This is a genomic window from Arthrobacter sp. SDTb3-6 (assembly GCF_013376095.1).
GTDB lineage: Bacteria > Actinomycetota > Actinomycetes > Actinomycetales > Micrococcaceae > Specibacter.
Map to the genome: position 1 here is coordinate 32,786 of NZ_JAAMFN010000011.1, position 14,225 is coordinate 47,010.

General features: G+C 59.9%; 10 protein-coding genes and 1 pseudogene. 2 read left to right on the forward strand and 9 right to left on the reverse strand.

Features of this window, described 5'->3' with window-relative positions:
• Positions 1 to 3: 3 nt before the first annotated feature.
• The 4 genes from G6035_RS07470 to istA are packed head-to-tail and all read right to left on the reverse strand — an operon-like array spanning position 4 to position 5,339.
• The gene (locus tag G6035_RS07470; RefSeq protein WP_371130909.1) at positions 4 to 675 is read right to left on the reverse strand and encodes a hypothetical protein; all 672 of its coding nucleotides are present in this window, start codon (positions 673 to 675) and stop codon (positions 4 to 6) included.
• Positions 627 to 3,086: a tyrosine-type recombinase/integrase gene (locus tag G6035_RS07475; protein WP_218063034.1), complete on the reverse strand. Its 2,460-nt coding sequence runs from the start codon at positions 3,084 to 3,086 to the stop codon at positions 627 to 629. Before G6035_RS07475 ends, G6035_RS07470 begins: the two co-directional genes overlap by 49 nt.
• Entirely contained in the window at positions 3,083 to 4,246 is a 1,164-nt protein-coding gene (locus tag G6035_RS07480) for a tyrosine-type recombinase/integrase (protein WP_176616454.1), read from the reverse strand. The genes G6035_RS07475 and G6035_RS07480 overlap by 4 nt, the downstream gene beginning before the upstream one ends.
• Positions 4,230 to 5,339 carry an IS21 family transposase gene (gene istA / locus G6035_RS07485; protein WP_176616455.1) on the reverse strand — a complete coding sequence of 370 codons (1,110 nt, stop codon included), beginning with the start codon at positions 5,337 to 5,339 and terminating at the stop codon, positions 4,230 to 4,232. The genes G6035_RS07480 and istA overlap by 17 nt, the downstream gene beginning before the upstream one ends.
• A 199-nt stretch (positions 5,340 to 5,538) precedes the next feature.
• Here istA and G6035_RS07490 point away from each other — a divergent pair.
• Positions 5,539 to 5,802 (forward strand): annotated as a pseudogene (locus G6035_RS07490) (transposase); the annotation flags it as partial.
• A gap of 354 nt (positions 5,803 to 6,156) precedes the next feature.
• Here G6035_RS07490 and G6035_RS07495 read toward each other — a convergent pair.
• From G6035_RS07495 to G6035_RS07515, 5 genes are all read right to left on the reverse strand, one after another.
• Entirely contained in the window at positions 6,157 to 7,191 is a 1,035-nt protein-coding gene (locus G6035_RS07495) for a transketolase family protein (RefSeq protein WP_176616457.1), read from the reverse strand.
• Positions 7,188 to 8,042, reverse strand: a complete 855-nt coding sequence (locus G6035_RS07500) for a transketolase (RefSeq protein WP_176616458.1) — start codon at positions 8,040 to 8,042, stop codon at positions 7,188 to 7,190. The genes G6035_RS07495 and G6035_RS07500 overlap by 4 nt, the downstream gene beginning before the upstream one ends.
• A gap of 680 nt (positions 8,043 to 8,722) precedes the next feature.
• Complete coding sequence (locus G6035_RS20550) at positions 8,723 to 9,595, reverse strand: VOC family protein (RefSeq protein WP_176616459.1); 873 nt, start codon at positions 9,593 to 9,595, stop codon at positions 8,723 to 8,725.
• 181 nt (positions 9,596 to 9,776) lie between these two features.
• Complete coding sequence (locus tag G6035_RS07510) at positions 9,777 to 10,784, reverse strand: hydroxymethylglutaryl-CoA lyase (RefSeq protein ID WP_176616460.1); 1,008 nt, start codon at positions 10,782 to 10,784, stop codon at positions 9,777 to 9,779.
• Positions 10,781 to 12,037: a CaiB/BaiF CoA-transferase family protein gene (locus tag G6035_RS07515; protein WP_176616461.1), complete on the reverse strand. Its 1,257-nt coding sequence runs from the start codon at positions 12,035 to 12,037 to the stop codon at positions 10,781 to 10,783. The genes G6035_RS07510 and G6035_RS07515 overlap by 4 nt, the downstream gene beginning before the upstream one ends.
• A 782-nt stretch (positions 12,038 to 12,819) precedes the next feature.
• On the opposite strand from G6035_RS07515, the gene G6035_RS07520 reads away from it, so the two are divergent.
• Positions 12,820 to 14,190, forward strand: a complete 1,371-nt coding sequence (locus tag G6035_RS07520; RefSeq protein ID WP_218063035.1) for an MFS transporter — start codon at positions 12,820 to 12,822, stop codon at positions 14,188 to 14,190.
• The last annotated feature ends 35 nt before the right edge of the window (positions 14,191 to 14,225 follow it).

Below are 14,225 nucleotides of genomic sequence, written 5' to 3' on the forward strand. Positions count from 1 at the left end.
CTGCTACCGGCCTTCCTGGTAGTAGTCTGCGCCGCGGACATACACGTCGCTGCGTTCCGCTGTGTCGGTTGCGGCCGGTGCCTTCTTCGTGTTCGGGGCCGCCGGCAGTGGCGGCGCCGCTTGTTGGCTGTCACTGTTCATCGAGGCCATCAGCCGCTTGAGCGTGGTGTAGGTCGGATAGCCGTGCTGGTTCAGGATCTGCTGGCACGTCGCTTCCAGGCGTTGCCTGTTGTTCTTGCCCAGGCCCTCCAGGATGTTCTGGCAGTCCAAAAAGGCCTGAGCCTGGATTTTTGGCCGGTCAAGGACCATCTCGATCACCTTGATCGTGGCGGGGCCGAAGCTTCGGGCGCGGTCAAGGAACCATTTCCGGGACCAGAGGCCGTGCACGTCCTGATGCTGCTTGGGCACGTGTTCGACCATGGTTGAGTACTGGCCCTTGCGCCCGTGCTTGCGCGGATGCTCACAAGCCACAGCGTCGCCGTCAAAGATGGTTACCTTCACGCCGGTCAGCCGGACCTTCAAGATCCGACCCGTCAGCTTGTAGGGCACCGAGTAGTGCTGGTAATCGGCGGTGACATGTTCTCTGAACTCGAATGAGTCATATATATCATCGCGAATCGCCGGCGTCAGCCAGCGGGCTGGTGGCCGATGGTCGGGATGCCGAGGGCGACGGATGTGTTGGTGCGCCGTTGTACTTGGGCCAGTTTGTCTTCGGCGCCGGCGAGACTGACTTCGAGGCCTTCGACTTCACCGAGCCAGCCTTGCTCATGGGCTTCGACGACGCGGGCTTTGAGGTTGTCGCGGATCTCGAGTAGGCGGGTCTGCTGGTTCGGATCGGGCCAGAGCAGGGAGCAGCGGATGCAGGCGTGTTCGTGGATGCAGTTGCTGCCGAACGCGCGGCCGCAGGTCCCGACGGATACCTTGCGGCGTTGGAAATGGCCAAGGAATTGCTGCCACTCGTCGTCGGTGGGCTCGCGGTATTCCTCGCTCGGTCGCAGGGTGCGGCGCCGGGCGATAAACGCCCGGTGGGCGGTGATCGTTTCCTCTGGATAGACGGCCTTGTATCCCATGGTGACGCCGATGTCCTGGTGACCGGCGATGACCTGCGCGATGTGCGGCGGAAGCCCGTTCATGATTGCATCGGTGATGAAGATCCTGCGGAAATCATGCGGGGTGAACCGGAGCGGCTGCCCGTCATCAGGGCCTGTCAGGCCGGTGCGTGCCAGCGCTTCGTCGAGCAGGGTGGAGACAAATCGTGCGGTGATGGCGCGGTGTTCGCCGTTGACGAGGTGTTGGAACAGGAGCGGGGCAGGTCGGCGCCAAACCAGTTCGTGCTCGTCTCTCGCGCTGACCAGGGGGATGGTGCCCTCGGGTTTGCGGTGGCGGCTGATGATCGTGGAAAGCACCTCGGCCAGTTCGGGGCTGACCACCAGCAACCGTTCGGTGTCGGTTTTAGATGGGGCGATCTGCAAGAGCGGAACGAGTTCCCCACTGTCCGGCAGCCGGTATTGGATCAGGCTGTGGTGGCTGATCTCAAGCAGTTCCTCGATGCGGACGCCGGTGTGCCGCAGCACCTCGATGACCGCCCACGCCCAAAATGCATGGTCTTCATCGCGGTTGAGCAGGGTTTTTTTGGCGGTGTCCGGGTTGGTGACCCAGACGTTGGCCTGCGTGCCGTGCGGACGTTTAATCCTGGTCATGGTGATGCCGTCGGAGGTGAACGGTTCGCCGGGCGCGGCGCGTAGCCCGGCGGCGAGGAGCGCCGCCGTTTGACGGCGCCATGTGTTAGTGGAGTTGGTCAATACGGGCATTACCGGCAATCGGGAGCGGGTGCGGCTGTCCATGCGCGCCTTGCGGTGCCGCACCATTTTCCGGCGTGACAGATCGTCCTGGCTGATAGGACACGGTGCCACCCATGGGGCCCATCGACTGGGGTCTTCCAGTGCCCACTGGGACAGGTCGAGGTAGAACGCCCGGACCGCTGCCAGAATATCCAGGTGCGACAGTCGCTCGGTCTCGATCTGGATTTCCTTGCCGTCGCGGACAATGGTGCGGGTTTTGGTGCTTAGTCGTCGCTTCCACGCGCCGGCAATATTGCGGGGTAGGTTCAACGATTCGATGCCCTGGTGGTGGCGTTCCAGGTCGGCCCAGAAGCAGCGGACCAGCGCGTAGGCCAGCGACAGCAGTGTGGAGTAGTCGACGGACGGCTGCCGCTCACGTAGGTAGTCGACGAGCAGTTCGCGTATTGGGGTGCAGGCAATGTTGTAGCGGTCGACGAGTTGTTCGACGGTGCGTTGCCCGATGCTGTGGATCTGTTTGAGGCTCGGTACGTCTGCTGTAATGATCCCGGCTTGCCGCAGGACGCGGATGCTCGCCCCGGCCGAGGGTGCTTTGCCGCGAAGCTCCTTCTCCAGGTCGATGACCTCGAGGACATCACCGACGGTGATGTCCTCGACCGTGCCGCCTTTTGCGGCGACGATCACGGCGCAACGAAACAGGACGTGCTTGCCCACGTCGGTGCCGACTGTCTCGTCACGGTCGCAGTGGTCTCCCAACCGGGCGAATCCTTCACCGTCGCGGGTACGGGTCAGGTGACGGACCAGCTTGCGTTTCTTTCCTCCGGTCAGCAGCCACCGCAAGGACGGGCGAACCACATCGAGTCCGACGGCGATCAGGAAGGAACTGGTCATCACCTCCAGCCGGGAGGGCGAGTAGTCGCCGTGCTCACGTAGCCACCGGGCGGGCAGCTCGGCCCAGTCGTCGCCCGCCGCGTCCGCTCCGCTGGCCAGCCATCGTTCCTGCCAGGTGTCGCCCGGGTGCTCTGACAACCAGTCCAGGAGCATCAACAATCCGCGAAGGCCCAGCAGTCGCATCGATTTCGATACCGGGGCACACAGCGCTTCCGACGCCTGTTGATCCAAGGTCTGCCTGTCGACGCCGGTGGCCGGCCACCGATCGACGGTGGGCCTCGGGGGAAACCGTGCCCGCCATGCGGCCACGTCCCTGGTGTCATCCGACTGTGGTGGCCAGTCGCCGTTGGTGTCTTTGCTTTGTTCTGCCGGGGCCATAACGGCGCTGATGCTCATGGTGTGGCCTTTCCAAAGAGCACGGCGAGGGTTTCTGGCGAGTAGCCCGGCGCCGGCGGCGGCGGCTGTTCGACGCGGTCACGGGCGGAGTGGTGCGCCAACACGCGGGCGATCACGTCCTCTTTTCGCGGCGTGATGTAAATCTGGGTGGTTGTCAGCCGGGCATGGCCAAGGACGTATTGCACGTCTGTGAGCGGCATCGAGGGGTCCTCGGCCATCCGGTAGGCAGCGGTGTGCCGAAGCGCGTGTAGCGTTGCTTCTTGGCCGGCCGCCTGGCCGGCACGCTCAAACATGCGATGTGCGGCGTGGTAGGTCAACGGCCGCGCCGGCCGGTCCAGCGTCCACCACAACGGCTGCAGGGGGCCCTGCCCGATCGCATCTTTCATCTCGACCTGGTACAAACGTAGCCACACAAACGCGTCTGGTGACGCCGGCAATTCCTGCACTTCCCGGGTTCCCTTGCGCACCACCGTTATCAGTTGCCTTCCGGGGTCCACGCCTCCCTGAGTGGCCGATAACAACTCCGAGGCGCGCGCACCGGTAGACACGTAGAAGGCCACCATGGCGCGGTCCCTGTTCGAGCGCAACTTCGCGAAGATGTCGTCGAAAACCCGATCAGGGATGCTCCGTGGAATCCGGCGCTGCGGCTTGGGCCGGTACAAGCCCGACTTTTCCAGCCGGTAGGGATCCATAGGATTGTGATGGGCGTTCGCCCGTCCGGCGCGTCGGGACCGAGCAAGCGGGAACGGATTGACCAACGGGCCCGATCCGACATCGCGGTGGAAATCGTAGAAGCCCCGCAGCACCGTCTCGCTGTGGAGCCGGGCTGAAATTGAATACCCGCGGCCCTCCCGGGCCACCACTGCCAGCCAGCGGCAGAAATCCCGCGCCTCGATCCGGGTCGCCCGATCCCAGGCCACGCCAATCGCCCACAAGAAACGGAACCAGCGTAGTAGATCCATGCCATACGAGCGGACGGTTGCCTCGCTGCGCCCGGCCGCCAGCAGATCAGCGAAAAACGCCTCGACGGCATGGACTGTTCCGCCGTCCGCGCCCACCAGCCGATACGGCTCCCACCGCGACCCGGTTGCCTCCAGCGAACCGCCCGCAGGCACACGCAGATATTCCAACTCCCTGGAACAATCAGATTCTTCGACCATGATCCAAGACGCTATGTCCCCAGCTGACCCGTCCCTCTGCGACATGCCCAAACCCGGCAGGCTGTTCAGTCAACAGGTGGTAATTCCGCCCGACTTTCAGCTGCTTCCATTCCACGGATTCAAACCGTTCCGCCGGCAAGGGCTGCAGCAGCGGCGCTTCCTCTTCGGTGAACTGCTCGGCCCTGGTCGTGCCATCCACCCGCCTGATCTGGCCGTTGATCTCATCGACCCGCTCCTCGATGGCCGTGTTCAATTCCGCCAGAGTGCTCCAGAGTTCCTCGGCCAGGTACCCGATGACCCGCTTGTTGGCGACGTTGACCGCAGATTCTGCGGCCGCCTTGTCGCGGGGCCGGTTCGATCTGGCCGGCACGATCGCCGTGCCGTAGTGGTCGGCCAGTTGCTGGTACTTGGCGTTGACGACCCGGGTGCTATCGCCCTTGCTGTGCCGGTTGGTGGCGGTCGCAGCATTGTCTGGCACCACGATCGGGGTGACGCCGCCATAGAACTCAAAAGCCTGAACGTGGGCGCTGTTCCATGCCTCCTGCTTCATATCGGTAAACGCCGTGCAAAAGACCATGCCCGAATACGGCAGCACCGCCACGAACAGGTACGCCTTGGTCACCTCGCCGGTCACGGCGTCGATGAGAGGCAGTGTGTCCCCGGCCCAATCCACCAACATCGCCCGGCCAGGTTCGTGGTGCAAAGTGGCCACGACCTCGTGAACCGCCGCGTAGTCGTTGAACAACTGACAGAACTGCGTATAGCCGTACTTCCTTCCCTGCACCGCAGGCGCCTGGACGTACCGGTGCCAGGCCTGCTGCAGGGTGTAATGCCGGTTGAATTTCATCGAATTCACAATCCCGGCGAAGTCCGGCTGCACGAAGCCGGCCGAGACGTTCTTCCTGCCATCAGGGAACAGCTCCGCCAGTTCATCCCGGCTCATCGAGCCCGCCTGTGCCGCCGTGATTCCACGGGCCTTGACAGTCTTACTCACCAGGGAAACCTCCCGGCGTGAACAACCCACCATCTGAACAATCTCGCGGTAGCTTCGGCGCTCCAACACCAACGCCATGATCGCGCTGTAATCAGCCATCAAGGGCCCTCTCCATCAACGCGGCGTCACCGAATGTGCCGCCGGTATTCCAAGAGGACCACAGCGGTACCGCCTAGCCGAAACGAGCGGTACCATCTACCCGGACTGGCGGTACCCTGAAGCCGTATTTGCCACAACTCGAACAGAAGGGTAAAAACCGGTAGGGCGTATCCGGTTAGCTCAGGTGTAAGTTGGGTCCATGGCACGTCCGGACTTTCCTCGGTCGATCCTGGAGTTCCAGGCAAGGTTCGGTGACGAGTCGTCCTGCTTGAAATACTTGTTTGCCTGCCGATGGCCGGAAGGCTTCGTTTGCCCACAATGCCAGGGGCGAAAGGGCTGGCCCCTTGCAACGCGGATTCTTTGGGAATGTGCTGACTGCCACCGCCAGACTTCACTCACGGCCGGGACAGTGTTGCACAAGACCCATCTGCCGCTCCAGAACTGGTTTTGGGCGGCTTACCTGTTTAGACGAGGCTTTTGGTAGCACGTGTGGGTTGATCGGGTGTGTAATCTCGCTACATCGTGGACAGTGAATCTCACCTCTTCGTGGACACCGGGTCTCACTACTTTGTACACAGCTACCGGCACCGTGGCGCCGGCAGCTGTGCACGTGGCTATCGAGTGGCCATCACGTCGGGTTGTTCTTCTTGGCGTTGAGCAAATTGCTCCTCGTGGTGCTCTCGCTCCGGTCCCACTGTTTTGTCGAGTACGCCACCTGAACGCCTCGAACGGAATGCGAAGCAACATAGCGGCCCCGAACGTTCAGGGCGGGATGTCCTGAACGAAACCGGTCAGCGCGCCGGGTGGTCATGAGTCTCTACGATGTGAGTGGAATGGACATGACTTCAGAATTTGCATTCAAGCTTCGATCAGGAAATCTTGAGCGAAAGCATTGCCCGATATCCTCCGCCAGCAGGGGGCCAGTGAGGCGGAACGCTTCCAGAAGGTCCTTCGGCGAGCCACTTTCGCCGAAGCGGTCTCTCATGCCAAAGCGGTCGATGGGAATCGGAAAACGTAGGGTGGCTAGTTCTGCAATGACTGAACCGAGGCCGCCGGTGATCTGGGCTTCTTCGATGGTGGCGGCGTATCCGGTCTTCCTAATGCTGCTGAGAACAGTTTCCTCATCAAGCGGTTTGATAGTCGGGACGTGCACCACCTCGGCTTGCAACCCGAGTTTCGCCAATATGTCGGCGGCAAGAAGACCTTGGTAAGTCATGGTTCCGGTCGTGATTATCGAAACGTCGGTGCCCGGACGCAGCACGTATGCTTTTCCGATTTCAAACGGGGACTCAGTTGTGGTGAAAACTGGGGTTGCATCTCGGGCGAGGCGCAAGTATCCGGGGGCAGGCTCTGCGGCTAGTGCTCGTGTGGCCTTTTCGGCCTCGATGCTGTCGGCAGGGGCGATGAGCCGGGTATTTGGCAGAACCCGCATAAGGGCGATGTCTTCAAGCATCTGATGCGTTGCCCCGTCTGGACCGACGTTGATTCCGGCGTGGGATCCTACGATGGTCACGGGCTGGTCATTTAGGGCCGCGGTTGTTTTGAACTGCTCCCAGTTGCGGCCGGGGCTGAAGGCGGCATAGCTGGAGGTGAATGGAATTTTCCCCGCGCGGGCCATCCCGCTGGCGACGGTGACCAGATTTTGCTCGGCGACGCCCACTTGTATGAACCGGCGTGGAAATCGATCTTTGAAAAGATGCATTTGTGTGCTGTCAGTGAGATCAGCGCATAAGGCGACTACACGTTCGTCCGCTTCGCCGGCCGCGAGAAGTCCCCTGCCGAACCCGGCGCGGATGGGTTCCGAAATGACATCATCGGTAAGGGCCCTGGGGTCCAAGTGAAAACCGGTCATGAGGCAGTTACTCCTTCGAGTGCGAGTAAGGCGGTATCGGCTTGTTCCGATGTGGGAGGCATCCCGTGCCAGCGGTGGTTGTACTCCATGAAAGGGACGCCTTTCCCTGGAACGGTGTTGGCGATGATCATGGTGGGTTTTGTAGTGACTGCTTTGCCCAGGTCAATGGCGTCGATAATGCTACGAACGTTGTTCCCATCAATTTCTAATACGTGCCAGTCGAAAGCTCTCCATTTGGCATGCAGGTCCCCAAGAGGCATTACATCTTCGGTGGACCCGTCAATCTGGATGTTGTTGCGGTCGATGAAAGCGATCAGGTTGCCCAGAGCATACTTGCCCGCGAACATTGCTGCCTCCCAAACGTTGCCTTCGTTGATCTCGCCGTCGCCCATGATTGCGTAAACCCAGCGTTGGTTGATCTGGTCGATCTCCTGTAGGACGTAGGCATAGCCAGCGGCTTGCGATAACCCAGATCCCAGCGGGCCGCTCGTACTCTCCAGCCCCGCTAGCGCGCGGCGTTCCGGGTGGCCCTGTAGGCGTGAGCCCAGTTGCCGCAGGGTCTTTAGTTCTTCGACCGGAAAGTACCCGGAACGAGCCATGGCTGCGTAAAGTACTGGTGCGGTGTGCCCGTTGCTGAGGTAGAACACATCCCGTTTTTCCCAGTCCGGGTTCTTGGGATCGTGAAGCATGCTGTGGAAATATAGAACGGTTAGCAGTTCTGCCATTCCTAAGGGTCCGGCACTGTGTCCGCTCTTTGCAGCAGCCAGCATGGAGATGATGTCCTTGCGAATCGTGGTTGCCATCCGCCTGAGATCCTCGTCATCTCGGATAAGGCTTTTCCGTGTGATCATGATGTGTTCCTTTACCTTGAATCTGTTCAAAAAATTTGAATTGCTCGGTTCTACTTCGTGGATAAGTCGAGGTTTGGCGCCGCGTTGTGGCGCACCCTCCGAATGTCCCGCTGCTGACTGAAAGAACTGCATCATTTTTTACCGGCCCCAGATAAGGAACGGGTACTGGCGGTTTCCCATTTCCGTGCACTCATGAGTTCGCGCGGGTGACGCGGGTACTTAGGCTCCGCTCATGGTAGGCGAGGTCCGGGAAGCCTCTATCACCCGAGACTATGCGCCACCAAGGACCATGGAAATGAGATGGCGTCACAGGCCATCGCCAAAAGTTCAAGATCATTCCGATACTTGCGTCATTGGACCGAATATTTTGGCTGGGCCGACTCTGGCGTCGCCGGACTATCCGACACAAAGTCATCAACTTCCCCGCCCGCATCTCTTCCAGCGCCCCGTTCATCAACTACATCGCTCCTAACCATGGCAGATCCCTTGAGCGGGATTCGTCACCGTCCCTGGTCACCTCGACTAGCAGATCCATCAACCCAGCCCAGGATTCGCAACCCGAAAACTAAAAGCTGGAACAGAACGAGCAGCGAGGCCGGTCACCGAATTCCGCCCAAATTCCCACATTCAACAGAATTGAGAATTCACCAGTGTCCCACCTTGGATCTGTGGATGACAGCTTAGGAGTCAATGTAGCTGCTGATTTCGATGAGGTTACCGTCAGGGTCCCGGAAGTAAACCGATTGCATTTTTCCGGAGGCGCCGAGCCTCTCGACCGGCCCGTCTTCAATGAGAATTCCAGCGCCGGTGAGAATTTCTTCGACAGTGTCGATCCGTTGGCTCGACACCAAACAAATATTCAGGTTCCAATGAAGCCCTTGATTGGTGACGGGGCCATACGTCTGTCCCGCCGGTTGCAGATTGACTTTCGACCTGCCGAAATGTGCCTCAACACGACCATCTGCAAGTTCGATGATTCTCATTCCGAGCCGTTCTCCGTAGAAATCTCGCGACTCAAGCAAGTCCTTGCAGGTAATTACAACATGATCGATGTACTCGAGTCCGAGCGGTTCCCCTGTGATGCTTGTCGTTTCTTGGGCAGGACGGACTTCGCTATGGAACTTATCGAAGTGCAGGTCATCGTTGGCAGGCCGTGCTTGCGGCTGCGTCGAGCGGGGATAGTTGGCTATTTCAATGAGATTCTTGTCAGGATCGCGAATGTAAACCGAAAGGATGGGGCCCCTGGCGCCCGTTCTGCTAACGGGTCCTTCTTCGATTTCGATGTTGAGAGACTTAGCGTGCCCAATCACTTCTTCAAGGGGCGTTTCAGTGATCAGGCAGAGGTCTGCACTGCCGGCGGTCGGCACTTCCGCCTTCGGGAGGAATTCCCTTCCAACCTGATGCAAGTTGATCTTTTGGTTGCCGAACACTAAGGCTCGTCGCCCTTGACCGAAGGTAACGATCTCCATCCCGAAAAGGTCCTTGTAGAAGGCACAGGTTCCCTCGATCGAGCTAACTGTCAGGACAAGATGGTCGAGTCGTTCAATTTTCACTTATTACTCCTTCGTTCTGACACTGTGCATTGGACGAGCAATGCCGACGTCGTTGCCTGAGGCGCATAGTGCGGTGAGTGTTTTGTGGTTGAGGTTTCAAATAGAACGGTGACTTGGGTGGCTGCCTTAAGTAGTTTCAGTCCCGGCACGGCGGTGGTGACACGGAATTGGGGGTGCATGGTTAGACCACTCGAGCGCTGCAGGCGGTGCCGTCTGAAGTCATTTTTGCGGTGGGGATGACCCATGCGAAGGCCGCCGCGTTGGATCGGGCACCCTGTGCCGCCTTGGATCGGTTGGGTTCACCTAATTCCGCGAGGAGCTTCTCGGACAAAACCACCAATCCGGCGAACCTCTCTGTGGTCAGCCAGCCGGGGCGGGTCGCAAACAGAATGTCCTCACTCGACGTGTTTCCGCTGGCTCCAGGGGCGAAGGGGCACCCGCCAAGGCCTCCCAGCGCGCCGTCGACCATATCGGCACCGGCCTGGATGGCGGCAAGGGTGTTGGCGACGCCGAGCCCCCAGGTGTCGTGCCCGTGATAGACGATCCGGCGAGCCGGTGATTCCTCGCGGATGCGGGTGATCAACCCGGCAACTTGGGCGGGGATGGCCTGGCCTAGAGTGTCGCACAAGACGATGTCAGCCGTTCCCTCGGCACGGGCATCGTTAGCGATGGAGAGGACGCGTTCCTCGGGGACCATGCCTTCGAAGGGACACGTAAACGAGGTCGCGATGCACAGCTGGATCGTCCCGTTGACGGCCTTGGCATATTTCACCGCTTCGGGCAGCGCAGCAAGGCTTTCATCCGTGGTGCGGCCGATATTCGCTTTGTTGTGCGAGTCTGATGCCGAGAGGCAGTACTGAAAATTCCGGGCACCGGCCGCCGCAGCCTTGGCAACGTGCCCGGGGGTGGCCACCCAGATCCAGCACTTTTCCAGTTCCCCGGGGGTGAGCGCCTGAACCACCTCCAGAGTATTGGCCATGGGCGGGACAAGATCTGGTCGGGCCATGGAGCCCAATTCAATGTCTGTCACGCCCAGGTGCAGAAGCTCCCGAACTGTCTCCAGCTTCTGTTCCGTCGAGAGCAGCTTTCCCGTGAGCTGCAGCCCGTCGCGCAGGGTGACGTCTCTAAGAATTGTCTGGCCACGATCCGCAGCTGGGGCGAAATCGTGCCGGGCTGGTCGATGGTTCATGGCTGGAGTGCCTCCTCGCGGCCAGATGCCGCATTAATCTCTTCGTCGTCCATTTCAAGGAGTCCGGAGAGAATTTCTACCGTGTTTTCGCCCAGATCGGGGCCCAGGCTGCGGATGGGCAGCGATTGGCCGCCGATGACCGGAACAATTCCGGGGAACCCGACACCGGTCAGTATCTCCTCGCCGGTGGAAACGTCAAATTTCTGAATCATGTTCCGGGCAGCGTATTGGCTGTCCGTGCTGATATCCGCCGCCGTGAATATGGGCCCGGCAGGAACACCGGCGGCATCAAGTGCAGCCAGCGCGTCTGCGGAGTCAAGGCCGGCGGCCCACGCACCGATGGAGTGGTCAAGTTCCTCGCGTCGGGCCCAGCGGTCGGCATTGCTCTGCAGTGTCGGGTCAGCTGCCAGATCAGGGCGCCCAATGGTGACCATGTAACGCTGGAAGATAGAGTCCCCGTTGCCGGCCACGACGATGCTCGAGCCGTCCCTGCAGAAATAAGCGTTCGATGGGGCAATCCCTTCCATGCGGCCGCCCACGCGCTGCCTTTCCACGCCATAGGCCTGGTAGTCCGGGATAAGTGATTCCATCATGGAGAACATGGCTTCATTGAGTGCCACATCAATGATCCGCTCCTGAAGTGGTATGACGCTGCCCGCCTCACGGCGGCCGGCCTCGCGCTGATAAAGGCTCATCATCGCCCCGAAGGCGGCATACAATCCGGCGATGGAGTCGCCGATTGATACGCCCACCCGGACCGGAGGACGGTCCGAGTCACCCACCAGGTTGCGGAATCCCCCGTAGGCCTCGGCGACGGCGGCAAACCCCGGACGCGCCGACAGCGGACCGGTCTGCCCAAAGGCAGAGATGCGGGTGATGATCAGTTCCGGGTTGGCTTCATTGAGCGCGTTCGGGCCGAGACCCCATTTCTCTAGCGTCCCCGGACGAAAATTTTCCAAAAGAATGTCCGACTTGGCGACTAACTTCAGTACCGCCTGCCTCCCCGCTTCAGTGCGAAGATCCAACACCACAGACTTCTTATTGCGGTTGATCGTGCGGTACAACATGGACGTGTCGCCCTTGTGCAGGCGCCAGTTTCGCAGCTCATCACCAGTCCCTGGCCGCTCCACCTTGATCACCTCGGCACCGAAATCAGCGAGCATCCGACCAGCGGTGGGTGCGGCAATGTAGTTTCCCAGCTCAAGGACGCGAACACCTTCAAGCGGAGCAACACGATTCCGTATCAAAATCATCCTTCTTTCGTACCTTAGTTCTTGGTGGTGGCATTCGGGCAAAACCTCAGCCCCATGGACAGGATCACCAGGATCGACAGATCCCGTACCTCAAAATCCGATCACCTGCCACGGCTTTGCCGCACAGTGATGGCAGGAGCCAGGACGTGTTGTTTGGGGCGGGAACCCGAATACCGCCTCAACACCAACCTCCAAGGGCAGGACGCTGGGCTCCACTCCGATATGCGTGAGGACGGGAGACAGGCGTCTTGCTGCGGCAATTTTCGAGAGCGCGATTAGCCCTAACGCAGCGGTGACCGCGGAAGCTAAAGCGGTAGAGGCGGCGACGACTGACATATCGAGGATCCCATCGGTTGACTTCTACGGTGAAGGACGGAATGCGGGTGGTGCAATGAACTATCCAGAACTCATAATATGAGATGAAACCCATATTGTAAATGGGTCCACGAAACCGGCTCAGGGGTGGCCGCCTCACTGGCTTCACACGCAACCGCTCGCACCGCTTGGGACAACCGTCCAAGCCCCCTCCCCCGTCGCCTGTTTTTCCGAAAGTCAGGTACAGCCTTGGCGGACGGCCGCAACCATGCCGAAGTCGCCCATCCGAAGGACCAACCCTCAAGTCTTGACTTTTGGCCGCGATGGTCCGCAAAATAGTGTAGAGAAAATCACAATATGAGTTTCAGCTCATAAAGTGGATCCCGGACACGTCCGCCCTGCGCCGACACGACCCAGTCCTCGAAGCCGTGAATGGGAGTGTCCCCGACCCTCGACCAAGGAATCTAATGACTGCCTCCAAACCCACGGAACTTACCTCGCGAAATGGCCTACCCGCCCAAATGGATCGGCTACCCATCGGCCGCCTGCACCGGAAAGTTGTCATCGCCGTCGGCCTCGGACTCTTCTTTGACATGTACGAAGTTTTTCTATCCGGCTCCATGGGCGCAGCACTGAAAGATTTCTCTGTTTCAGGACTGCAGCTGAAGTTGTTGCTGGCATCAGCTTTCGTCGGAATGTTCTTTGGAGCAGCCTTCCTGGGCAGTCTGGCTGACCGGTTTGGTCGCCGGAAGGCCTTCCTGTTCAATTTGCTCTGGTATTCAGCTTGGTCCCTCATCGGAGCATTTTCACCCAATGTGTGGTTTCTCGTCATCGCACGCTTCATGGCCGGCATCGGAGTCGGAGCGGAATATCCAGTGGCCGACGCATACCTCTCAGACACCATGCCCAAAGACAAGCGCGGACGAATGGCTTCATGGGCCTATACCTGCTCCTACGTCGCCATCCCCGTCGTCGGATTCATGGCATTGTGGCTCAATCAATCCCGACCGATGGACATTTCCGGATGGCGTTGGCTGATGGCATTCGGTGCACTCGGGGCCCTAGTCGTCCTATTTCTGCGCCGAGGGCTCCCCGAATCCCCGCGGTGGCTGCTCACGAAGGGCCGGTCGAAAGAAGCGCAAACCGCCCTCGAGGCCTTCGCCGCGGGCTCAGGAGTCGAAGTCACCCAAATCTGCGACGACCCCTCCCCCACCAACACACAGACAAAATCGAGCCTGGAAATTCTCCGCAAAGCTCCTTACAACAAGCGTCTGGCGATGCTGGCGATCTTCCATGTATTTCAGACCTTCGGCTACTACGGATTTGGCACCCTCGCCGCCCTTGTTCTAGTTGCACGAGGGTACAGTGTTACATCCTCGCTGCTCTTCGTTGCGCTCTCGTTCCTCGGATACCCCATCGGCTCGCTCCTTTCGACGCCTCTGATCATTCGCTTCGAGCGCAAATACCTCCTCATGGGATCACTCATCGCCCTAGCCGCCTCCGGACTAGCATTCGCAACATCAACGGCCCCCCTAGCCATCATTGCCTTCGGATTCATCACCACCCTGATCAGCAACATCTTCTCCAACGTCTACCACATCTACCAAGCCGAAATCTTCCCGACCGCTGTACGAGCAACGGCAGTCGGATGGACCTACTCCCTATCACGTCTCTCCAGCGGCGCACTACCCTTCATTCTGCTGCCCATTCTGGATGCATTCGGAGCCCTGCCCATGTTCAGCATGGTCGGAGGGGCTCTGCTAATCATCTGCATCACCATAGGACTACTCGGCCCCAAAACCACACGACGAAGCGTTGACGACATCAACCCAGCCTGACCCCCACCAGTCCCAAACCCCCATGTCAATGCTCC

Excerpts from the sequence above, each read along its gene's own strand:
- G6035_RS07480 (WP_176616454.1), bottom strand. The coding sequence starts at position 4,246 with ATGGTCGAAGAATCTGATTGTTCCAGGGAGTTGGAATATCTGCGTGTG.
- istA (WP_176616455.1), bottom strand. The coding sequence starts at position 5,339 with ATGGCTGATTACAGCGCGATCATGGCGTTGGTGTTGGAGCGCCGAAGC.
- G6035_RS07495 (WP_176616457.1), bottom strand. The coding sequence starts at position 7,191 with ATGACCGGTTTTCACTTGGACCCCAGGGCCCTTACCGATGATGTCATT.
- G6035_RS07520 (WP_218063035.1), top strand. The coding sequence starts at position 12,820 with ATGACTGCCTCCAAACCCACGGAACTTACCTCGCGAAATGGCCTACCC.
- G6035_RS07515 (WP_176616461.1), bottom strand. The coding sequence starts at position 12,037 with ATGATTTTGATACGGAATCGTGTTGCTCCGCTTGAAGGTGTTCGCGTC.
- G6035_RS07475 (WP_218063034.1), bottom strand. The coding sequence starts at position 3,086 with ATGAGCATCAGCGCCGTTATGGCCCCGGCAGAACAAAGCAAAGACACC.
- G6035_RS07510 (WP_176616460.1), bottom strand. The coding sequence starts at position 10,784 with ATGAACCATCGACCAGCCCGGCACGATTTCGCCCCAGCTGCGGATCGT.
- G6035_RS07500 (WP_176616458.1), bottom strand. The coding sequence starts at position 8,042 with ATGATCACACGGAAAAGCCTTATCCGAGATGACGAGGATCTCAGGCGG.